Genomic DNA, 23,581 nt, shown 5'->3' on the forward strand with positions numbered 1-23,581 from the left:
TTATCAGAGAGGGAAAGCTGTATGTTTTCCCTCTCTGATATTTCTTCAATTGCGTTGTATATATAGCAAACCGTAAAGCGGGGATAGGGTTTATAAACATTGCAAATGCTGAATTTAGGCATCTTATGAATCGCAGTAGTATTAAAGGGGATGGTTTCTATAAGCCAGGTTTAAGTAGGTATGTAGGCATATAGAAAATATTATTTTAGAGCAGATAAATTGGAGGAAGAAAAAATGAGCAAAAAGAAGATACTGGCTTTTGCGATTGTTATGATGTTGATCGTGTCATTATTATGTGGTACTGTGGTACACTTGAATGAAACTAAAGCGGCTCCTTCGATTGCATCTACAGAGATGCCTGGCGGAAGATTAACGGGTGTTAATTGGTTTGGTTTTGAAACCAGCAATTATGTTGTTCATGGGCTATGGTCTCGGGATTATAAATCCATGTTGCAACAAATTTCAGATCTTGGTTTTAATTGTATACGTATTCCATGGTGCAATGAGATGATCGGTAAATATCCTAGCTCGATTCAAATAAATCCAGACGGAGTTGATGCATATACGGGAAAGAAAGGCTTGAATCTTGATTTGGCAGGATTATCCTCACTTGAAGTATTGGATAAAATTGTTGAAGAAGCTGGAAGGTTGAATCTTAAGATTATATTGGATAACCATTCCAGGGCTGCGGGCGGTTATATGAATGAGCAACTCTGGTATACCGATTCATACTCGGAGCAAAAATGGATAAGTGATTGGGTCATGTTGGCTGAACGATATAAAAATAATACAAATGTGGTTGGATTTGATTTAAATAATGAACCGCATGGCATTGCCACATGGGGTGAGGGAAACTCTTCTACCAATTGGAACGAAGCGGCTAGCAGGTGTGGGCAAGCTATACTGAAAGTAAATCCGAAAGCCCTTATTATGATAGAGGGCGTAGAAAAGTATAAAGGAGATTCTTATTGGTGGGGAGGTAATTTAAGTGGAGTAAAAGATTACCCTATAACAGGTATTCCTGCAGGAAATCTGGTATATTCGCCGCATGATTATGGACCAACTGTATTCAATCAAACATGGTTTACAGCACCTGATTTTCCTAATAATATGCCAAAAATATGGGATGACCATTTCTGGTTTATATATAAAAATGGTATAGCTCCTATTATGCTAGGTGAATTCGGTATAAAAGAAGAAGCTGCTGCAAATCCAGCATCTGGTGACTATAAATGGATTACCTCACTTATGGCTTACATTGGAGATAAAGCATCATGGACTTTTTGGTGCTGGAACCCTAATTCCGGAGATACAGGTGGAATATTGAAGGATGATTGGGTTAGTGTAAATCAGGCAAAATATAATATATTAAAGCCATATTTGGCTCCACAATTTGGAGGTAGTTCTCCGCCACCATCGGATACGATACCGCCTGCAGCGCCTACAGGATTGACGGCCACAGCAGTAAGTTCGAGCAGCATAAATCTTGATTGGGTGGATAATACGGACAGCGACCTGGCCGGATATAAAGTATACAGAAGCACGACCAGCGATTTTACACCAGGTAGTGCCAACTTCGTGAAGCAGGTAACGGCCAGCGCTTATACCGATACGGGCTTAACTGCCGATACAACGTATTACTATAAAGTAACAGCAGTGGATACCAGCGGTAATGAATCACAACCTTCGGCACAGGCCAGTGCAAAAACGCAGCAAGGTGGCACTACACCGCCATCTGGAGAATATACCGAGATAAGCCTACCGTTTACCCACGACGGAGCAGGGGAATATTACTGGAAGACAAATAAGCTTTCCACTGACCCCAATGATTGGAGCCACTATATAAATTCATGGAATGTCGATCTTCTTGAGATTAACGGAAAAGACTACGCCAATGCATGGGTAGCACAACATCAGATAGCCCCTTCATCAGACGGTTACTGGTATATTCATTACAAAGGGAATGTTTCTTCAGCGCATATAGAAATTAAATGATATTGTTGTAAAAGATGGAGGGTTTTACGTTTCCCCACTCTGGCATTTAAGTAACTATTTTTTATCTATAGGATCAGCCACTAGATATGTCTGTAAGGCAACTAAGATATAAAATAATTGAATAACTGCAGTTTGTAATATGAACTGAAATTATGAGATGCAAATGATATAAAGCCGGAATATCTTTCAAACCTAACAGATGTAGGTTTTATATCATTTGTATTTATAGAATTTACTATATTGTGAATTGCAATTGAATACTAATGCCGTGTAAAATGGGAATATTCGAAGACGAAGGATAGGAGGAAGAAAGAATGAGTAAGAAGAAAATTTTGGTTGTCGCTATTGCTACGGTATTGGTTATGGCATTATTGGGTAGTTTGACTGGAAATTCAAGTAATGTCCTAGCAGCTTCTAGTATTAAATATAATTATGCAGAGGCATTGCAAAAGGCCCTATATTTCTATGATGCAGAAAAATGCGGTCCTGGTGTCTCGAACGGTCGTCTCGAATGGCGAGGCGACTGCCACGTGAACGATCAGTTCTGGGGTGGCTTTCATGATGCTGGTGACCATGTTAAATTTGGATTACCACAATCGTATGCAGCATCTACAGTAGGATGGGCAGTATATGAGTTTAAAGATGCTTTTATGCAGATTGGTGAATACGATCATATTATAGAAATCCTTAGATGGTTTAATGATTATTTTATGCGATGCTGGGATGGTTCACGATTTGTTTATCAAGTTGGAGAAGGTTCGGTAGACCATAATTACTGGGGTCCCCCGGAATTACAGAAGGACTCTGAGTACCCGAGACCATACTATGCAACAGATACACATCCTGCTAGCGATCAAGAATCGCAAGCTGCCGCATCGCTGGCTATAATGTCTCTTATTTTAGAAGATGAGGATCCGACTTATTCAGCTGAATGCTTAAAGGTAGCTGAGGAATTATATGCTGATGCAAAAAATAACAGAGGACTCGGTTATAGTGGCGGTTTCTATAATTCTAGTTATGACGAGGATCAGATGAGCTGGGGGGCTATATGGCTTTATCTTGCAACTAAAAATTGGGATTATATAGATGACATCATTTCAGTGGATTCCTCGGGTAATTATACTGGCTATCTAAAGAAAATCGTTACTGGTCCCAACGGAGATTGGCAAAATATCTGGACACATTCATGGGATACGGTTTGGGGTGGAGTTTTTGCTAAATTAGCTCCTATTACTAATGACCCGCAACACTGGGAATTTTTTAGATGGAACCTCGAATATTGGTCTCATATTCCGCATGAGAATGCTGGTGATACTTCATTTATTTCGTGGTCACCGGCAGGATATGCATTCTTAGATGGTTGGGGTTCAGCACGATATAACACTACTGCACAGTTTCTATGCCTTGTTTATAGGAAGTACACTGGTGACGCAAGGTTTGCAGACTGGGCAATAGGACAAATGGATTATCTTCTCGGCGATAACCCGTTAGGGATATCATATGAAGTAGGTTATGGCCCTGAATATCCTAAGCATCCTCATCACCGTGCGGCACATGGTTCGTCTATCAATAGTCCAGACGATCCGCCAGAAAATAAGCATATTCTCTGGGGAGCACTTGTTGGTGGGCCGGATATAGAGGATAATTATAATGATGATATCTGGGATTATATTCATAATGAAGTAGCTATTGACTATAATGCAGGTTTTGTAGGAGCGCTTGCCGGATATGTATATTATTATGGGATGGATCAAGAACCACTGGATGATTTTCCGCCGCCAGAACCCCCGGTTGATGAATATCTTATAAGTGCAAAATTAGAGCAAGAAAATAATTCACGGACGCAGCTAACAGTGGCAATTGATGCCCAGACAGTTCATCCTCCGCGATATGAAACTGGTCTTTCATGCAGGTATTTTTTTGACATAACTGAAATGGTTGATGCAGGTCAAACTATTAATGATGTCTCTGTTGAGACTTATTATGATGAATGTTCTGTAATTGATAGAATTCCAGCATCAATTAAAGGGCCATATGTTTGGGATGAGAATAATAATATTTATTATGTTGAGGTTGACTGGTCTAACGTACCTATCTTTGGCGATCGTGAATATCAATTTGGGCTTGTTAGTGCTCAGGATCAAAATTATACTTATCACTGGGATCCAACAAATGATTATAGCAGAACTGACATTACAAGCACAATGGCTGTTACGCAGAAGGTACCCGTCTATGTTGATGGAAAACCTGTTTACGGTGTCGAGCCGACTGGCATACCATCTCCGCCGCCATCGGACACCACACCGCCTGCAGCACCTACAGGATTGACGGCTGCAGCAGTAAGTTCGAACAGCATAAATCTTGATTGGGCTGATAATACGGACAGCGACCTGGCTGGCTATAAAGTATACAGAAGCACGATGAGTGGATTTACACCTGGTAGCGCTAACTTCGTGAAACAGGTAACGGCCAGCGCTTACACCGATACAGGCTTGGCTGCCGATACAACGTATTACTATAAGGTGACTGCAGTAGATACCAGCGGTAATGAATCACAGCCTTCGGCACAGGCCAGCGCAAAAACACAACAAGGTGGAGGTACAACACCGCCAGGAGAATATACTGAGATCACTTTACCGTTTACCCACGACGGAGCGGGGGAATATTACTGGAAGACAAATAAGCTTTCCACTAATCCCAATGACTGGAGCCACTATATAAACTCGTGGAATCTCGATCTTCTTGAGATCAACGGAAAAGACTACACCAATGTATGGATGGCACAACATCAGATAGCCCCTTCATCAGACGGTTACTGGTATATTCATTACAAAGGGAATGTTTCTTCAGCGCATATAGAAATTAAATGATACTGTTCTAAAAGGGGATATATCTGCTAAGCCGTTGTTTCCGGAGCGATAACAGAAAACTCTATTGTGTAATTCAACGAGTATATATGCAACTATGATAAAAAAATTTAATCATTTAGATAAAAATATATCTTTAGGTAGATGTAAATACGTGTTTACAAGGTTATAATGACCTTAGTCAATATCAAATTTGTAACTACTCAGCTTAAACATATGCAGGCAAAGTCAGCGAGTGGTTTCACGAATATTTTTAGCACAGAAAGAGGGAACTGATCAGTTGTCAAGCTCATAGTCTAGGCGAGTGGTTACATAAAATTTTTAAGGGGGTAGAAATTTAATGGAGAAGATGAAGAAGCTGTTGGCCATGGTAATTGTGCTCTGCCTGGTAATGACTTTGGTTATCGGTTGCGGCACGGAAGAAACTGGAGATGCAAATGAGCCAGTTAAAACGGAGGAGCCGACTAGTACTTCTGACGCTGAAGAAACAACAGAAGAAGCTAAAATTGATGTGCCAGATGATGGAACCGAACTTGTGATTTATTCCTGGAATGAAGAATTCAAGGGTATGATGGAAAATTACTACTTGAAGGATCATCCGCTTCCGTCAGGAGTAAAAATAAGTTGGGTTATAAATCCCAGTGAGGGTGGTCAGTATCAGGAAAAACTTGATATGGCACTTGATGGTAAAGAGCCTATAGATATCTTTTTGCTTGAGGCTGATTATGCTAAAAAATATGTTAATACCGATAACACCATTCCACTTACAAAAGTCGGTATAAGCGAAGACATGATGAAAGACCAGTATCCATATACGATTGATGTGGTAAGAGATTCTAATGGGGTACCAAAAGGTTCATCATGGCAAGCTACGCCCGGTTTGTTCATGTATAGATATAGTTTGGCTGAAAAATATCTTGGAGTAAAAGAACCCGATGATGTACAGAATTTAGTGAAAGATTGGGATACTTTTGTCAATACGGCCAGAACCGTAAAAGAAAAATCGGGAGGTAAAACCAAATTTATACCTTCAGTAAACGACATATGGCAGGTTATAAGGACCGTGCGTAAGTCTCCATGGGTTGTCGACAATAAGCTGGTTATAGATGACCAGGTGGGATGGTTCATGGATCTTGCTAAGACGCTTACTCAGGAAGATCTGACAGCCAAGTATTTACCATGGAGTCAGGAATGGAATGCAGGCGTAGGTAATGATACCGTAATGGGTTATTTCTTCTCTACGTGGGGTATACAATGGACCATGATATCCAACTGTGGCGGTACAAAACCAGGGGAAGGCACGTATGGTGATTGGAGAGCTGTGAAAGGTCCACAACCTTATTATTGGGGTGGTACATGGCTGGCCGTGTCTCCTCAGTGCGACAACGGTAGCTTGGTAAACGATATAATCAAATACTTTACCATAAATAAAGACACCATGAAGAAATACTGTCTTGGCTCAAAGGATTACGTAAATAATCAGCCTGCGATACAGGAAATCATCGACAGCGGTTACTCCTTTGACTTTCTCGGAGGCCAGAACCATTACGCTTTATTCCAAGAGGTAGCACCGTTGATCGATACCTCGGCGATGTCCGGTTATGATCAAAAGATCAATGATTTGCTTATGGAACAAGTAACGAAGTATGCAGAAGGACAAATAAGCAAGGACCAGGCATTGGAAGATTTCAAGAAGGCAGTACTAAATGCTTTTCCTGAGCTTAACGAGTAATGACCAGGCATCTTATGACTTTGCGTTTTGATTAAGATAAAAAGAGATGTATTGAAAGATAGAGCAATGCCCCGTGCACTGCTCTATCTTACCTAAAAAGCATTTTAAAATGAGGAGTGAATGATATTGATAGAAACAAAACCAGAGAATATAAAAAGGAGGGTAAGTACAAGAAGAAATAAAATTAATTATGCTAGATACGGCTATTACTTTATCCTTCCTTTTTTTATAACATATGCGATATTTCAATTGTATCCGCTTTTATACACGATTTTCCTAAGTTTTACCAAATATATAAAACCAGCGGGTGGAGCAGCTATCGGACCAGAATTTATAGGATTAGGTAATTTTGTTGACATTTTTACAAACAATCGTGCGTTTGGAGAATTTACATTTGGGGCTTTTTCAAATACCATAACTATGTGGACTATAAATTTTATACCGCAAATACTCATATCATTATTGTTAGCAGCGTGGTTTACGGATAAGCGTTTAAATATACGAGCACAAGGAACTTATAAAATGCTCATTTATTTACCCAATATCATGACGGCTGCTAGTGTATCTTTATTGTTTTATACATTGTTTTCCTTCCCGCAGGGCCCGATTAATATACTTCTTCAAAAAGTAGGGCTTTTGGAGAAACCATTTGACTTTTTAAATGATGGCACCTCTACGAGACTCATAGTTGCGTTTATAAACTTTTGGATGTGGTATGGTAATACTACTATAATCCTTGTGGCAGGGATACTTGGCATAGATCCTGAATTGTTTGAAGTAGCGGAAATAGATGGTGCTACATCAGGGCAGATATTCCGTAAAATTACCCTTCCGCTTATTCAGCCTATTTTGTTGTACGTATTAGTTACATCATTGATAGGCGGCATGCAGATGTACGATGTTCCTAAGTTAATGACGAGGGCAGGTAGTCCTGCTACTAATGCGATAAGGACAGTAACGATGTATATACAGGAATTAGTCGGTACAGGTTCTAAGGATTATGGCCATGCGGCCGCTATTTCTGTTCTTTTATTTATTGTCACAGCTATCCTAAGCCTTACTTTATTTTGGCTCATGCGCGAAAAAGATACTGAGGGACAAAAGAGATAGAAAGGCATTGAGAGGTGAATTTATATGAATGAAAGATCTTATTCTCGATCATTAAAGATAAGCAGATTTTGGGTTAATTTTATATGTATTTTGCTCTGCATATTGAGCGTTATTCCATTTTGGATAATGTTTGTAAATGCGACTAGGGATTCTGCTTCCATACAGCAGTCCATTTCGCTCATACCATCAAAATACTTTTTCAAAAATGCTAAGACGCTTTTGGATAGAAGCTCTTTTAATTTGCCAAGAGGTCTGTGGAATAGCTTTAGCATTGCCGCTTCTTCTACCGCATTTGCGATTTATTTCTCTTGCCTTGCGGCATTTGGTTTGATAATGTACGATTTCAAACTGAAAAAAGCAGCTTTTACTTTTATATTAGCTGTGCTAATGATACCGGCACAGGTATCTGTGGTAGGGTTTATAGCATTTTTAATGCAAATAAATCTTATGGATAGCTATGTGCCGCTTATCGTTCCATCAATAGCTTCGCCTGCGGTGGTATTTTTCATGCATCAATATATGAAAGTAGCGTTGCCGGTTGACCTTGTTCAAGCCGCGCGTATTGAAGGCTGTGGGGAATTTAGAATATTTAACAGCATAGCTATACCGATTATGGTTCCAGCCATGGCTACACAGGCTATATTTTCATTCGTATTTAGCTGGAATAATTTGTTTATGCCTACTATGGTTATAAATTCACAGGAGAAGTTCACAATACCTATGATGGTGCAAATTTTGAAAAGCGACAGGTATCGAACAGATTTTGGTACTGTTTATCTTGGCATAACGCTTACTATATTGCCTATGATGATTATATATGCTTTCCTTTCAAAATATATTATACAGGGGATAGCTTTGGGGGGTGTTAAATATTAATGGACCATGACAATCTACGATTGCGCAGTGGTTCAGTTTTACAGCCGTAGCGAAAGTATATATGTCAAGCCTGCAGTGTCCTCTTCCAGCTTTATATCATTTTTATGCGCTGAATTTGCCATTTTACGAATCGAGAAGATAAAAATGAACTATTGAATGTGTAAAGAAGAGATGATAAAATTAGTTATATAAAGCGATGAGGAGTTATAAAGCTTGGCTAAATTACAACCTGATTTATATGTTAGATCTATATACGATATCGATCTCAATATGCTAAAGAAACGTTCAATATCATGCCTTATAATGGATATAGATAATACTTTGACACCTTGGAACAGCAGTGAGATAAGCGATAAGCTATGGAACTGGGTGCAAAAAGCTCATGGCGATGGCTTTAAAATATGCCTGCTGTCCAATAACGGACAAAAGCGTGTGAAGGAGCTCTCGGCTAAGTTGGGAGTGGCTTATATATACAATGCTGCAAAACCACGGCGTCGATCATATCAGAAGGCTCTGGATATTATGGATACTACTTACGAGCACGCAGCGGTGATAGGCGACCAACTGCTGACCGATATACTGGGCGGCAAGCGCATGGGCATGTTCACCATACTGGTCGATCCGATAGATGAAAGGGAATTTATAGGCACCAAGGTGATGCGCTGGATAGAAGGAGTGCTATTCAGGCGTCACCCGTTTAAAAAGGAGGAAACACGCTCTTGATAGATGCGTCTACGCGATTGATAGCATTGATAGGCCACCCGGTGGAGCACAGCTTATCGCCGCGCATGCACAACGTCATATACAGGCATATGGATATAAACGGCGTATATATGGCATTCGACGTTTTGCCCGAAAATGTGGGACAAGCAGTACATGGCTTCCGAGCGTTGCAGATAAGGGGCTTCAATGTGACGGTGCCGCATAAGCAGGCCGTCATGCCATACCTAGATGCCACAGACCGAACGGCGTCGGTGATAGGCGCCGTCAATACCGTGGTAAACGATAGCGGCGTGCTAACGGGCTACAACACAGACAGCTCGGGCTTTATGCGTTCATTAGAGTATCGCGGCATAGACGTACGAGGCAGGGACGTGTTGTTGCTCGGGGCCGGCGGCGCGGCTAGGGCGGTAGCGACAGCGCTGGCTATGCATGGAGCCGGTAGGGTGACGATAGCCAACCGTACGCCCGATAAAGCTGCCGCCTTGGCCGATGATATAAACAACTACGTCGGAGGCAGTGTATGCTCTGGCGCACCGCTAAGCGACATAGGCAGTATATCGTGTCCTTATATGCTGGTGAATGCCACATCGGCGGGTATGTGGCCGCATGTCGAATCATGTCCCCTGCCGGCTGATTATGACCTTTCAGGCGTAGCAGTGGCATATGATCTCATATACAACCCGGAGCGCACGCTGCTGCTCAAAAAAGCTGAGGAGCACGGTTGCATGCCTGTAAACGGTTTGGATATGCTTATATGGCAAGCCATAGAGGCCATAGGGATATGGTTTGATATAGAAGTAAAGTATGAGTTAGCATTAAAGGGAATTAAAAACATAGAAAATTTTTCATAAGAATATATTGTAATTTAATTTTCATTATGATATAATGACGGCAATAAGAGCACTACATTTTTAACAATTTCTGCTTCGTGTTGTAGCATGAATATAGGGCTTTTATACTACATAATGGTTTTGCATAGGGCTTGTGTGAATTGTAGGCGAGGGCAATAGGACAAACAATGGATCTAAAAAAAAGAAAGGGGATCTTGACGATGAACGATAAGAAAAACAGGAAGCGCAGAGGTTTTACGCTAATAGAACTCGTAGTGGTAATAGCCATACTGGGCATACTTGTAGCCATAGCGGTGCCAAAGCTGGGCGGTTCTAGAGAGAAAGCAGCGATAAGCGCGCATAACGCTAATGTGAGGACGCTGGAAAGTGCTGCTACGATGTATATAGCGGATAATGGTAATCCAACGAGTGAAAAAAGCGATTCAGGAACTGGCGATATAGCGGCTTACGTCCAAGAGTGGCCTAAACCACCCAAAGGTACAGGTGTTTCTGCTGTTGAGAGTGCTACTACTTATACGGTTAAGATTTCTACAGATGGTAAGGTAACAGTTATACCAGCTAAAATTGAGACACCAGAAGAAACTGCTCCTTAATTTATAATAAAACTTTAGTGTTCTACAAACCCTGTACAAATGATATAGCCGTGCCAATGTAGTTCACAAAGTAACAAGTACATATTGAAAATTGAAAGAAGGAGAGCAATGCGCAGGAGAGGGTCAAAAGGTTCAGCATTGATGCTGACGGTTATGATGTCGCTCATATTGCTTACACTTACAGCAGGCATGAGTTTTTATGCTGTTGCGGAGGTCAAGCAGACAGCGCTTCAGCAAAAAAAAATGCAGGCTCACTATATAGCGCGCTCGGGTGCCGAACTTGCCGTCAAATGGTTGACTTTTATGAGCAGCGACCAAGCATCTGACTTTGCAGACCTCTCCTTTCCTGTTTATTCTGCTGAAACGCCTTTCGGCGATGGCAGTTTCCTTATAACCATAGAAAATGATACCGATACGCTTACCGTCATATCCAGAGGCAGAGTACGGGATACTTCCGGCTTTGTCGAGGATACAGTGGTTGCAGTAGTAGAAAAAGTAGAAGCCAGCACCTCTGTTCCCATAGAATACGCTATATTTGGTAAAAATAAAATAACTGCTAGCGGAGGCGGTAATATAACTGGTGATATAGCGATTAACTCTGGCAAGAATGGCGCCATAAGCTTTAGCGGCAATCCGAGCTTGCAGAATTGTACGATTCACATACCTGAAGGAGCTAATCCTAATGTGGTTATTAATAAGCCGCACTGGTATATCTTGCCTCCTGTCAAATCGGATGTACCTCCGGATAAAATTTATCCGTTGCCGCAACCGCCGACTGCTCCGAGCTTTCCTATTTTTCCAACAGATTTGCCCGATAAAGGTGATATTGTATTATACTGGGCGCTAACTACACTTACCGTACAAGGGAATGCTTTATATAATAAAGTTGAGATACCTTATAACGGATGTGTACTAACTGTTAATGCACCATCTGATACTGTGATACATATACGAAAACTTAATATATCCAGCGATGGTAAGATACAGATAAATGGCAATGGTAAAGTAGCCCTGTATATAGACAATTATACAGGTAGCGGGGGCTTTTTTATAACAAGTCAGCATCCTGAGAATGTAACAGTATACTGGAAGTCGGATTTTAATCTGGCAGCAGCGGCAACCATAGGCGGTGATGTCCATGCGGAACGAAATATTAGCATATCTGGTGGTGCTTCTATAAATGGTGATATATATATGGGAGGCTCCAGTGTCAATATAAGCGGTAATGCTCATATAAGCGGAGCTATACACAGCGGCAATGCCTCTGTTGCTTTAAGTGGTGGAGCAGAAGTGGCAGGCGATATATATACCAGCGGGCCAAACGTCGACTTAAGCGGCGGTATAAAAATAGGTGGCTCTATATACGGTGGTAATACCGATATCATATTCAGCGGTAGTGCCACGGTAGAGAGGAATATAGTTACCGCAGGCGATACGGTTAATATGAGCGGTGGTACAGATATAGTTAATGGTGTTTTATATGCTCCCGCAGCTACTGTAGTCATGAGCGGCGGAGCTAATATAAATGGCGCTCTTATAGCGGATACTATAAATATGAGCGGTGGGCCTTCCATCACATATAACAAAGATGCCGTACAAGATGACCCAATAAATGTAGGGAACTCTACCGTAACATTTGAGATGGGGTATTGGAAATGATGCCGATTTACCGCAATAAAGGCATGACCTTTGTAGAGGTACTGATCTCGCTGGCTATATTGGGCATACTGCTGGTGATATTGACGGGCATACTTTCAGGCGGACTCTTTAACATAACCCATGCCGGCAAAAAGACGTCGGATGAATTTATAGCGCAGCAGCTAATGGATAAAGCCATAAACGATCCGTCTTTTTCAGATGCCAGGGTTACGGTGGAATCTGCCAATATGTCTGTTCCTATAGGTGGGGATAGCGCTTTGATTGCCGGCCGCAAGATAACCGTTAGAGTGGGCGATGTTAAGCTCACTACATTTGTGGCGGCTTCGGATTGAGGTGGCGCGATGAAACGCAAAGGTTTTACACTGATAGAGGTCCTAATGGCCGTAGTGCTTTTCAGTGTGCTGATTACAGTGGCATTTTCAATGTATTTTGTCGCTACGCAGACTTTCAGCATAGGTGTTGATCGGAGCTTTGCTCAGAAACAGGCAAGAACCGCCGCTGATTTCATAACAAAAGAATTGCGGACGGCTCAGACTGTATCTGTTAATCCGGGACCGTTCAGTGGCAAAGATCATTGTATACTGCAATTGAAAGATAAAGACGGTGAAAAGTATCTTGTAAAAACAACTTATAAACAAGGGGGGCAAACAAGCGATGCGTTTATTGTGCCTTTAAGCGAAATGAGATTTTCATCAAGCAATTCAAATATGTTGAACGTCTACGTAAAAGCCGGCGACATAAGGATATATGAAATAAATTTTGACGTAAGATTGGAAAATATCAGCGCTGTGTCTATTCAACAGGATAGTGCTGTGATATACTATAGCAAATATTAACTCAAATGCAAAGGGGAAAAGGCTTTGATAAATTTAGGACGCATTATAGCCGTCGATATGGGTACATCGTCGGCCAAAGTAGTAAGGGGGCGGAGGTCCGGTAATGCAATCGCCGTAGACAGGTATGCGAACATACCGCTGCCTGTCGGCTATAAGAGCTTTGATGCCATAAAGGACAAGGATGCGGTGGTGCGGGCTATGAAACCGGCATTGGCCGATGCCGGTATAAAACGCGGCAGGTGCATTTTATCTGTGTCCACATCGGATATCATAGCTCGGCCCATGGTTTTGCCTGATATGCCCGAGCCAAGCTTAAAAGAGAATATAATGTACGAATTAAACCAATACATGCCTGTGGATACTGAGAAATACGCGGTGGATTATAAAGCGGTAAGGGATACCGAAGATGATAGTTCGGCCGCGCGTATGTACATAATAGCGGCAGCCGTTTCGAGGACGCTTCTGAAAGATGCCGTAGAAATAATGCATGGGCTCGGCTTGGATGTATACGCCATAGATTTGGATTTCAATGCGCTGGCCAGGTTTTTTACATTTATTGATAATGTTGAACATACTGCGGATAAAGACGACAGCATGGTAATTGACATAGGTCATGAATTTGTTCAGGTCATCATATATAACGCCGATAAAATATACATAAACAGGATTATAAATAGTGGCAGCTACGATATTGATGTTATGGTTGCCAATACGTTGGACAGCAATCCCACCGATGTTTCCGATATGAAATATAGCCCTTCACCCGATGCCCAGCACGAGGTATATGATGCCGTTATAAATGTATTTGAAAGTATTGCTGCAGAGATTATACGCATAATGGATTATTTTAATGCAAGGTACAGGGGACATGCCATAGAGCGGATTTATTTAAGCGGCGGGGGAGCATATATAAACGGTATAGACGAATATATAGGGCAGGCTCTAGGCATACCAGTATCGGTACCAAAACCCGGACAGTGGCTTAAGTTGCGAAAACAGCAAGATGAGGATAATTTTGATATTCCGAATTTTGCCACAGCTTTGGGCCTACTGCTGAAGGGGGAGTGACATATGAAGGATTTCAATTTTATGCCTGTGCTTTCGATGAAACAAAACGCAATTATCAGCACAGGAACGGTTATGGCCATAATAGTAATGGTATTGGTATTGGCTGTGGCGATAATATATCCCTATTACCATACATCTGTTTTGGAGCAGCAACTCGCAGATATACAGCAGCAGATCGATAGTGCCGGTGCCTCAAATGCCGCTCAGAAAGTCTTGGCATCAAAACTGGAGAAGCAGATGGCTATAATTGATGATATAAATAAATCAAAGGTGCCCTATTCCGAGGCTGAGGCACGCATGATGTTGCTGGTACCGGACGGTATTGTTATCAGCGATATCAGCTATAGTGGCACCGATGTTAAATTTAGCGGTACGGCACCTGATGTTGCCAGCATAATATCCTTTATGGAGGCACTGGATACGTCGGGATATTATGTAAATAATACTTTCGACAACATCGATGGTGGACAACAGGCAGGCATATACAGCTTCGATATATCTACACATATAGAAAGTAAGGATTGAGGGGAAATGAAATATGCAGCTTAGTAAAAGGGAAAGAAACCTTATAGCAATTGCTGTAGCATTGCTTATATTCGCCATATATTATAATATCATCTTGATGCCGTCTATGGAGAACTGGCAATTGCTCGAACAGCAGATAGCGGATGCGACTAAGGAATTGGATGAAGTGGCAAAAGTGGCTGACATAGGCGCATATAAAAAGATACTGGTCAATAAAGGTGGAATAATGGGTACATATTTGGATAGCCCCGACATATTGAAGCATATATCCGCCATAGCTGCGGTACACGAAGCTGTTATAAATTCCATAGTACGTTCCGAAGCACAAGGCAGTGCAGACAGCGAATACAGCACTGTTTCTTTTAAGATGAACATTTCCATGCCGCGATTGGCAACGGTGGAGTTTTTACAAGACATAGAAAACAATATACCGTATGTACATATTGTGAAAGAGGTAAGTATAAATGCGGCTCAACAGCCTGAAAGCGGCTTATGCGATATGTCTTTGACCGTTGATATATACTATTCTACTAAATATGGGGTAAACGATGGGCAATAATATATACCTTACAGGTTTTATGGGTACGGGCAAGACAACTGTGGGACGACTGCTGGCTAAAGAGCTGAATATGAATTTTGTAGATACCGATGAATTCATAGAGCAGGGCATGGGAATGACGGTGCCCAGTATATTCGGCATATATGGCGAGGCTTTTTTTCGACAATTGGAACACAATGCATTGATATCTATAGCCTATAGACAGGGTGTGGTGGTATCCACCGGCGGTGGCATAGTGCTGCGCGATGACAATATAAATATTATGCGCCGCTCGGGCGTCATGATATGCCTCGATGCGTCGCCTGATACCGTTATGCGCAATGTCGGCAGCGGCAAAGGGCGTCCTGTGCTCGATGGCGGGGATCTGCGCCGAAATATAATTGAACTTATGGATAAACGGCGACAGTTCTACTGTCAGGCCGATATCATTGTGAATATAGATGATAAAACGCCTGAGACTATAAGCGATGAGATAATAGCTTTATTGAAACAAAGAGGATTTTTTGCATGATATTTATAAACGAATTATTAAAAGAAACCGTGGCGCGCAAAGCGTCCGACCTTCATATCACTGTCCGTATGCCGCCTGTTATAAGGGCTAACGGCGCTCTTACGCCGCTGCCCGGCGAAGCGTTATCGCCTGAGGATACCGAGAACCTGGTGCGTCAGATGATGGGGCAGAGGCAATTGGAACAACTTGCTGAAGAGGGCGAATGCGACTTTTCATTTTCGGTGGCAGGGTTGGGACGATTCCGAGTAAATGTTTATAGGCAAAGGGGTACGTACGGTGCGGCCATACGCGCGCTGCCGGCTCAGCCTCCAGCCATAGACAGCTTGGGTTTGCCCGATGTCGTAAGGCAACTGGCCGAGACAAATGTAGGCATAGTACTTGTTACCGGTCCTACTGGCAGCGGTAAGTCAACAACGCTAGCGGCAATGATAGACTATATAAACGAGCACAGAAGCTGCCATATACTTACGATGGAGGACCCTATAGAATATCTGCATAAGCATAAAAAGAGTATAGTGAATCAGCGAGAGATAGGCAGCGATACAAAAAGCTATGCTGCGGCTTTAAGGGCGGCCTTGAGGGAGGACCCGGATGTTATATTGGTAGGCGAGATGCGTGACCTTGAGGCCATATCTATTGCTATAACGGCGGCCGAGACCGGCCATCTCGTGCTCTCGACGTTGCACACCATAGGAGCGGCCAGGACCATAGACCGCATTGTAGACGTTTTTCCGCCTCATCAACAACAGCAGATAAGGGTGCAACTATCCATGGTCATACAGGGCGTGATATCCCAGCAGCTTATGCCAAGAGCCGACGGTACCGGCAGAGTGGTGGCTGCGGAGACTATGTTAGCCACGCCGGCTATACGCAATCTCATACGCGAAAATAAGACGTATCAGATAATAAGCGCCATGCAGACTGGAACCAGGCTCGGCATGAGGACTATGGACAGCGCTATACAGGAGCTTTACAGCAAGGGCATTATAACCAAGGAAACCGCAGCTATGCATTTTGTGGAAAAGAGCGTTATGTAAGGGATAAAGGAGGCGATGATATGCCTAGGACGCAGAAGAAAAGGCTTGGGGATTTGTTGCTCGAGTCCGGCCTGATAACCCAGGAGCAACTTAATACAGCTTTGGATATACAGCGCCGGACCGATGACAGGTTGGGCGATATATTGGTGCAGCAGGGTTTTATTACCGAACGCCAGATGTTTGAGGTACTGGAGTTTCAACTTGGTATACCTTACGTGGACCTGGACAGGACATTTTTAGACATAGGCGTTGTGCGCATGGTACCCATACAGGTAGCCCGCACGCATAATGCCATACCAGTAAGGATGGACGGCAATATGCTGTGGCTTGCTATGAGCGATCCATTGGACATCATAGCCATGGATGACATACACAGGATAACCGACAAGGATGTTGTACCCATGCTGGCCGATGCCAAGGCCATAGAGAGGGCTATAGAGCAATACTACGGCGACCCGCATGCCGAACAGGCCATAGAGGAGTACAAAAGGGAGATAGCGGCCACAGCCGAAGAGGTCATGAACGATATGGACACCGCAGAAGCCGAGACCGCTCCTATAATAAAGCTTATAAATTCTGTTATAGAGCAGGCGGTCAAGATAGGCGCTAGCGATATACATATAGAACCTATGGAAGATGAGGTGCGTATACGTTTGAGGATAGACGGGCGACTGCAGAACTATCTGACCGTGCCTCAGAGCTTTCATGCACCCGCCATAGCGCGTATAAAGATTATGGCCAATCTCAATATAGCCGAAAAACGCCTGCCGCAGGACGGTAGGATAAATATAAACGTGCTTTCGCGAGATATAGATCTGAGGGTATCCACAATACCCACCGTAAACGGTGAAAAAGCCGTGATGCGCGTGCTGGACAAGACCAATTTTCTAATACCGAAAGACCAATTGGGCTTTGACGAGAAGCATCTGTCCGAGTTCGATAAGATACTGCGTGCACCGAATGGAATGATACTGGTGACCGGCCCTACAGGCAGTGGTAAATCCACAACGTTGTATACCATGTTAAACGAGCTCAATGACCCGGCGTATAATATAATAACCATAGAAGACCCTGTGGAATATATGGTAGACGGCGTAAATCAGATACAGATAAATACAAAAGCAGGGCTTACGTTTGCCAGCGGCCTGCGATCCATACTGCGACAGGACCCCGATATAATAATGGTGGGCGAAATAAGGGATGGCGAAACGGCGGAGATAGCCGTCAGAGCCGCTATAACAGGTCATGTGGTGCTGTCGACACTGCATACCAACGATGCGCCAGGTACGGTCGTGCGACTGATAGATATGGGCATAGAGCCTTATCTCGTATCATCTTCGGTAGTGGCGGTGATAGCGCAGCGCCTGGTCAGGCGCATATGCCCGCAGTGCAAGGAAACCTATGAGCCGCCGATTTCTCAAAAAAGGATGCTGGGCATACCAGATGATGCTGAAGTATATCATGGTCGCGGTTGCCCTCTGTGCAATGGTACGGGCTATAAAGGAAGACAAGGCGTGTTTGAGATAATGCGTCTGACCAGAGCTCACAGAGATGCCATAACGCGGCGGGTTACGACGGACGAATTAAGGGAATTGGCTGTTGTCAACGGCATGTCCACGCTCAGGGACGAATGCGCAAAACTCGTGCTAAAAGGTATTACCACCGCCGACGAGGCCATAGCCACGGCGTATGGCAATGATTAAAACGGAGGGAGACTACTATGCCTTTGTATGCTTATAAGGGTGTAAATATTGACGGAACAATGCAGGCGGGGCAGTATGAGGCTGTGGATAAGGATGCCGTCATGGCTATGCTGAGGGAACGAGGCTATTATCCTGTGGAAGTAAAGCCTATAAGAGATAAGCGTTCAGGCGGTTGGCTGGCCACTCTGCAGCGCGTTCCTTTAAGAGATATATCGGTATTTTGCAGGCAGTTTTCTGCGGTTATAAAGGCGGGCATACCAATAGTACAGGCCCTGGATATAATGCGCGAACAGGTTGCCAATAAGAGTTTGAAAGAGGCTCTGGCCGAGATATATCAAAGCGTTCAGGTGGGTAAAGCGTTATCTGACAGCATGGAGGAGTATCCCCGCGTTTTTCCGGCTATGCTGGTCGAGATGGTAAGAGTAGGTGAGCTCAGCGGCACATTGGATATATCGTTGGAGCGTATGGCCGATACGTATGAGAAACAGTATAAACTGCAGCAGAAGGTGTCCAATGCCATGATATATCCTGTTGTGGTGTGCGCAGTGGCTATAGCCGTTGTTATATTCATGCTGATCTTCGTCGTTCCTACATTTGTAAGCATGTTTACCGATTCGGGTATGGAGTTGCCGCTGCCTACGCGTATACTTCTGGGCTTGAGCGGGTTTGTGCAGAACTATGCTGTTATTTTGTTGCTGCTAATAGCGGTGCTAGCATTGGTATTGTTTTATTATATATCCACTGATGCCGGACGGCGCTGGTTCGATGGCTTAAAACTTAAAGTGCCGGTTGTAAAGGACTTTATGATACGCTCGATAACGGCGAATTTTGCGCAGATATTGAGCACGCTTTTGGCCAGCGGCATAGATATAAACCAGGCTCTCGATATAGTAAAAGGCGTTATTAAAAATAAAGTAGTGGAGGGGCATATAGATGAGTTCATAGAGGATGTAGAGCAGGGCGTGACGCTGGCTGATACGATAGGCAAAGCGGAGCTTTTTCCCGTTATGCTGGTGCAGATGACGCGCATAGGCGAGGAAAGCGGTTCATTGGACGCCATGTTGGCCCAGACGGCGCAATTTTATGAAACGGAGGCTGAGAATGCTGCCACGCGGCTTACTTCGCTTATAGAGCCGGCTATAATCGTGGTGCTTGGACTCGCTATAGGGTTTATCGTCATATCAATAGCGCTGCCGATGTTTACTATGATAAGCACTGTGCCCGCCGGAGCATGATGATATGGAATATGTTCTCTTGATTTTCATATTTTTATTCGGCACGGTCATAGGCAGTTTCTTGAATGTATGCATACACCGTATACCGAAAGGATTGTCCATAGCTTATCCGCCCTCATATTGCCCGAAATGCGGCCAACGCATAAAGCCTTATGACCTCATACCTGTTGTGAGTTATGCGATATTGGGTGGCAAATGCCGGCATTGCAAAGAGCCGATATCAATAAGGTATCCTATTGTAGAAGCACTGACCGGCATTGCTTTTGTCGTATCAGCACTGACATACGGCTACAGCATAGAGCTCTTATATTCGCTGGCGCTGGTCTCATCGCTTATGATCATATCGTTTGTGGATATAGATGAGGGTATTATACTGGATGCGGCGCTTATACCCATAGTAGCTGTCGGAATAATAGCGGTTGCTGTGGACCCATCGGGAACATGGCAATACGCTGCTTTGGGCGCATTGGTCGGTGCCTGCATAATAGGTACGATCTACATTTTGTCGCTTATTATTTTGAAAAAGGAAGGCATGGGTATCGGCGATATCAAGCTTATGGCTGCGGTCGGCACCCTTTTAGGCTGGCAACGCACGCTGCTGGCCTTTTTTATAGGCGTATACATAGGGGCTATAGCAGGGATTATAATGATAGCCTTAAAGAAAAAGGATATGGCCAGTGAGATACCGTTCGGTCCATTTTTATCGATAGGTACAGCGATATCATGGTGGTTTGGATATGAATTCATAAACTGGTATCTTTTTTTGGCGTAATATGTTATAATTTGTACATGAGATGCGATAGAGGGTTTACATTTATAGAGATATTATGCATTTTAGCCATAATGGCTATAATATCGGGTATGGCTATGCCTGATATCAACAGTTGGCTGGACAGAGAAACTGTAGAATCTTCAGCAAGGCAGATTACCGTGGCTATACGAAAGACCAGGCAGATGGCTATGACTTGCGGTAAAGACATGAAACTGGAATTATACAGCGACGGCCGTTATAATATAAGGGAGTATAATATTACAAAGCCAAGCCTTGAAACAGATCGACTTAGCGGACGCTTGGATAGCATTGTATCGAATTTTAACGATGACCTTTATGGCATAGAAGTCGTAGGCTTTAATGCTTATGGCAGGCCTAGGCAAGGCGGTACAATAACGTTATGTGCCGGGGGAGAGCGTGTAGAGGTCAGGGTGCTGCCAGTAACCGGCAGGGTGAAGGTGTATCGATGAACGAATACAAAGGATTTACCCTGTTGGAGATTATTGTCGCTATGGCTATACTGGGCGTTATAGTTATTCCATTTTCAGGCATATTTGTTCAGAGCACGAAGGTTCAGGCTACAGCGGGCGATATATCCCGAGCCGGGTATGTAGCCCAAAACGTCATCGAGGATATAAGAGCCGGCTTAGTGGTGAATACCGGTCAGCGTGACGGCTATTATGTAAAAGTACAGATAGAAGATTATGTTAGTGATGGCAACGCCGTTGGTGATGAGGATAACGTGCTCAAGAGGGTCGATGTGAAGGCATTTGAATCGGAAAATGCAGATGAGCCTCTGGCTGTAAGGCAGACCATAGTGGCGCTACCAAGGTAAAGATGATGCGTAATAATAAAGATAGAGGATTTACGTTGGTAGAGGTTGTAATAGCAGTAGCCATAATGGCCATAGTGCTCGATGCAGCCTATATGTTGCTATTAAGCGGTCGTATATCATTTGAGCGCGTATCGGCATATACCGACGTCGAACAAAACGTGCGTTTTGCCATGGGGGATATAATGAGGGCATTGAGGGCAGCCGACGGGTCGCAAATAGTGGCTGATGTTTTAAAAGATCGCATAACGGTTGGCAAAGCTACTTTTTACAGATATGGGAGCTCGTTGTATGAAAAAATAGACGGAGTGTCCAACGAAATGGCATACTATATAAAAAGTTTCGATGTAAACCGAACGGGCAATACTATAAATATCGTTATATGCGGCGATGATGAAAAAGGCCATAGTTTTTCTATGAGCGGCTCATATACGATAAGGGAATAGATATCATGTGGCAGCATAAGGGTTCAGCTTATATAGTAGTGCTCCTGTTGGTATCGGTGCTGTCCGTTTTAGCCTTGAGCATCATATCGATTGCCATGTCGGATTACAGTATAGCTAAGTCGGATGACAGCAGCCATGATGTCTATTATATCGCCGATGGCGGAGCTACTGCGGCGCTATATGAGATTAAAGCCCAGGTCAAGGAGACGTATGACCGATTAAAACAAGAGGCCGAAACCCAAGAGGTTTTGCCTGTGGAGCAGTACATAGAACAGCATTTTTATGATGAAATCCTGGCATCATATAGCATGAGGATAGATTTTGACGATGGCGAGGATCGGTATAGCGACGTCAACGTTGTGTTCGGCAACAGCGATAATACATATACTATACAGTCTCGTGGCCATGTAAAAAATGCTGTGAGCATGGTGGAGGTCAAGGCCGAGGTGATTCTTGGGCAAACAGCAGTATTTGTGGAAGTGAATGAATGGAAAGAGGTGCGGTGATATGGCGCATGCTATGAGAAATTATATGGAGGATGTGGTGGAGCATACGTTAAAACTTATTTTACCGGATTTGGACGTGTGCAAGTGCGAGATATGCCAGATGGATATGATGGCATATGCATTAAACCATCTGCCGCCCAAGTACGTGGTGACACCTGAAGGCGAGCTGTATTCAAAGTTGGCCGAATTGGTGCAGCAGTCGGAGGTAGATGCAGAGGTAGCGCTTATAGAGGCTGCTAAAGTAGTCTCGAAAAATCCGAGGCATAACAGGAAGAAAGGATAATATCATGGCAGCAAAGTTTGGGCCAGCAGGCAATTCCAAGAGTTTTTACGATCAAGGCAATTCATCCAGCGTAGATATGCCGCGTTGGCTGGCCGATATGGGTTTGGATGCATACGAGTATCAATGCGGCCGCGGCGTCAATATAGGACAGACTACGGCTGCGGCACTGGGGCAACAGGCTGAGAGGTACGGAATAGTGCTTAGCATACATGCGCCGTATTATATCAACCTGGCATCGGACGATGCCGAAAGGATAGAAAAGTCCATAGGCCATATACTGAAGTCGGCCAGAGCAGCCAAATGGATGGGTGCGAGTCGCGTCGTTATTCACCCGGGCAATGTGGCCGACGGCCGCAAGCCATCGCTTGAACGGGCTAAGAAGGCGTTAGCCGGGGCGTGGCGTCGGTGCAAAGACGAGGGGTTGGATGACGTGCATTTATGCCCGGAAACCCTGGGCAAGAAGAACCAATTAGGGGACTTAGGGGAAATTATGGAGATGTGCAGGGTCGATGACAGCTTTATACCTACCGTAGACTTCGGCCATTTAAACGCGCGGGATATGGGGTGGATCAAAAGTATACAGGAATATGAGGACATATTGCGCGTCATAGAGGATAAACTTGGGCATGACAGATTGAATCATATGCATTGTCATTTCAGCCGCATAGAGTATACCGAAGGCGGAGAGAAAAGACACTGGACGCTGGATGATGCGCAGTATGGACCAGACTTCGAGCCGTTGGCCGAGGCATTGTGCCGTTGGGATATCTCTCCTATCATAATATGCGAATCCCGCGACGTAATGGCTGAAGATGCCAGAAAGATGAAGGACATATACATCAGCGCATGCAACAAGGCGTAA

The 23,581-nt window shown here is 43.7% G+C and carries 25 protein-coding genes; all 25 read left to right on the forward strand.

Translation table 11 applies throughout. The features are described 5' to 3' along the window. Window positions 1–234 precede the first annotated feature (234 nt). The 25 genes from MAHAU_RS15840 (at window position 235) to MAHAU_RS05675 (ending at window position 23,581) form a co-directional block, all read left to right on the forward strand. On the forward strand, window positions 235–1,995 hold the full coding sequence (locus MAHAU_RS15840) for a cellulase family glycosylhydrolase (RefSeq protein WP_013780743.1): 1,761 nt from the start codon (window positions 235–237) through the stop codon (window positions 1,993–1,995). 314 nt (window positions 1,996–2,309) lie between these two features. Continuing rightward, window positions 2,310–4,865, forward strand: a complete 2,556-nt coding sequence (locus MAHAU_RS05560; protein WP_013780744.1) for a glycoside hydrolase family 9 protein — start codon at window positions 2,310–2,312, stop codon at window positions 4,863–4,865. A gap of 337 nt (window positions 4,866–5,202) precedes the next feature. Continuing rightward, window positions 5,203–6,594 (forward strand): ABC transporter substrate-binding protein, encoded by a 1,392-nt coding sequence (locus MAHAU_RS05565; RefSeq protein ID WP_013780745.1) that lies wholly within the window; start codon window positions 5,203–5,205, stop codon window positions 6,592–6,594. Between the two features lie 120 nt (window positions 6,595–6,714). Beyond that, entirely contained in the window at window positions 6,715–7,704 is a 990-nt protein-coding gene (locus tag MAHAU_RS05570) for a carbohydrate ABC transporter permease (protein ID WP_013780746.1), read from the forward strand. A 24-nt stretch (window positions 7,705–7,728) separates the two neighbouring features. Then, window positions 7,729–8,580, forward strand: coding sequence for a carbohydrate ABC transporter permease (locus MAHAU_RS05575; RefSeq protein WP_013780747.1), 852 nt, complete (start codon window positions 7,729–7,731; stop codon window positions 8,578–8,580). 213 nt (window positions 8,581–8,793) lie between these two features. Continuing rightward, entirely contained in the window at window positions 8,794–9,303 is a 510-nt protein-coding gene (locus tag MAHAU_RS05580; RefSeq protein ID WP_013780748.1) for a YqeG family HAD IIIA-type phosphatase, read from the forward strand. Beyond that, entirely contained in the window at window positions 9,300–10,154 is an 855-nt protein-coding gene (gene aroE / locus MAHAU_RS05585; RefSeq protein ID WP_013780749.1) for a shikimate dehydrogenase, read from the forward strand. Before MAHAU_RS05580 ends, aroE begins: the two co-directional genes overlap by 4 nt. A 200-nt stretch (window positions 10,155–10,354) precedes the next feature. Next, window positions 10,355–10,747 carry a type II secretion system protein gene (locus MAHAU_RS16030; protein WP_041643885.1) on the forward strand — a complete coding sequence of 131 codons (393 nt, stop codon included), beginning with the start codon at window positions 10,355–10,357 and terminating at the stop codon, window positions 10,745–10,747. A 108-nt stretch (window positions 10,748–10,855) separates the two neighbouring features. Beyond that, entirely contained in the window at window positions 10,856–12,406 is a 1,551-nt protein-coding gene (locus tag MAHAU_RS05595; RefSeq protein ID WP_013780751.1) for a DUF7305 domain-containing protein, read from the forward strand. Beyond that, window positions 12,403–12,738 (forward strand): PulJ/GspJ family protein, encoded by a 336-nt coding sequence (locus MAHAU_RS05600; RefSeq protein ID WP_013780752.1) that lies wholly within the window; start codon window positions 12,403–12,405, stop codon window positions 12,736–12,738. Before MAHAU_RS05595 ends, MAHAU_RS05600 begins: the two co-directional genes overlap by 4 nt. Window positions 12,739–12,747: 9 nt before the next feature. Further along, window positions 12,748–13,242 (forward strand): PulJ/GspJ family protein, encoded by a 495-nt coding sequence (locus tag MAHAU_RS05605; RefSeq protein WP_013780753.1) that lies wholly within the window; start codon window positions 12,748–12,750, stop codon window positions 13,240–13,242. Between the two features lie 24 nt (window positions 13,243–13,266). Next, entirely contained in the window at window positions 13,267–14,310 is a 1,044-nt protein-coding gene (gene pilM, locus MAHAU_RS05610; protein WP_013780754.1) for a type IV pilus assembly protein PilM, read from the forward strand. A 3-nt stretch (window positions 14,311–14,313) separates the two neighbouring features. After that, a complete protein-coding gene (locus MAHAU_RS05615) occupies window positions 14,314–14,835 on the forward strand; it encodes a PilN domain-containing protein (protein ID WP_013780755.1) in 522 nt (173 codons plus the stop codon). A gap of 13 nt (window positions 14,836–14,848) precedes the next feature. Beyond that, complete coding sequence (locus tag MAHAU_RS05620) at window positions 14,849–15,394, forward strand: hypothetical protein (RefSeq protein WP_013780756.1); 546 nt, start codon at window positions 14,849–14,851, stop codon at window positions 15,392–15,394. Next, window positions 15,384–15,905, forward strand: a complete 522-nt coding sequence (locus tag MAHAU_RS05625) for a shikimate kinase (protein WP_013780757.1) — start codon at window positions 15,384–15,386, stop codon at window positions 15,903–15,905. Before MAHAU_RS05620 ends, MAHAU_RS05625 begins: the two co-directional genes overlap by 11 nt. Beyond that, window positions 15,905–16,942: a type IV pilus twitching motility protein PilT gene (locus MAHAU_RS05630; RefSeq protein ID WP_148258470.1), complete on the forward strand. Its 1,038-nt coding sequence runs from the start codon at window positions 15,905–15,907 to the stop codon at window positions 16,940–16,942. Before MAHAU_RS05625 ends, MAHAU_RS05630 begins: the two co-directional genes overlap by 1 nt. A 20-nt stretch (window positions 16,943–16,962) precedes the next feature. Further along, a complete protein-coding gene (locus MAHAU_RS05635) occupies window positions 16,963–18,645 on the forward strand; it encodes a GspE/PulE family protein (protein WP_013780759.1) in 1,683 nt (560 codons plus the stop codon). Window positions 18,646–18,662: 17 nt separating this feature from the next. Further along, complete coding sequence (locus MAHAU_RS05640) at window positions 18,663–19,880, forward strand: type II secretion system F family protein (RefSeq protein ID WP_013780760.1); 1,218 nt, start codon at window positions 18,663–18,665, stop codon at window positions 19,878–19,880. 4 nt (window positions 19,881–19,884) lie between these two features. Then, window positions 19,885–20,652, forward strand: coding sequence for a prepilin peptidase (locus MAHAU_RS05645; RefSeq protein WP_013780761.1), 768 nt, complete (start codon window positions 19,885–19,887; stop codon window positions 20,650–20,652). Between the two features lie 17 nt (window positions 20,653–20,669). Continuing rightward, a complete protein-coding gene (locus tag MAHAU_RS05650; RefSeq protein WP_013780762.1) occupies window positions 20,670–21,122 on the forward strand; it encodes a GspH/FimT family pseudopilin in 453 nt (150 codons plus the stop codon). Further along, on the forward strand, window positions 21,119–21,487 hold the full coding sequence (locus MAHAU_RS05655; RefSeq protein ID WP_013780763.1) for a prepilin-type N-terminal cleavage/methylation domain-containing protein: 369 nt from the start codon (window positions 21,119–21,121) through the stop codon (window positions 21,485–21,487). Before MAHAU_RS05650 ends, MAHAU_RS05655 begins: the two co-directional genes overlap by 4 nt. Before the next feature lie 5 nt (window positions 21,488–21,492). Beyond that, a complete protein-coding gene (locus MAHAU_RS05660) occupies window positions 21,493–21,930 on the forward strand; it encodes a PilW family protein (RefSeq protein WP_281004402.1) in 438 nt (145 codons plus the stop codon). Window positions 21,931–21,935: 5 nt separating this feature from the next. Then, entirely contained in the window at window positions 21,936–22,436 is a 501-nt protein-coding gene (locus tag MAHAU_RS05665; RefSeq protein ID WP_013780765.1) for a hypothetical protein, read from the forward strand. A 1-nt stretch (window position 22,437) separates the two neighbouring features. Continuing rightward, window positions 22,438–22,719 (forward strand): late competence development ComFB family protein, encoded by a 282-nt coding sequence (locus tag MAHAU_RS05670; protein WP_013780766.1) that lies wholly within the window; start codon window positions 22,438–22,440, stop codon window positions 22,717–22,719. Window positions 22,720–22,723: 4 nt separating this feature from the next. Then, window positions 22,724–23,581 carry a TIM barrel protein gene (locus MAHAU_RS05675; RefSeq protein WP_013780767.1) on the forward strand — a complete coding sequence of 286 codons (858 nt, stop codon included), beginning with the start codon at window positions 22,724–22,726 and terminating at the stop codon, window positions 23,579–23,581.

It is taken from the genome of Mahella australiensis 50-1 BON (assembly GCF_000213255.1).
In the GTDB taxonomy this organism is placed as follows: Bacteria; Bacillota; Clostridia; order Mahellales; family Mahellaceae; genus Mahella; species Mahella australiensis.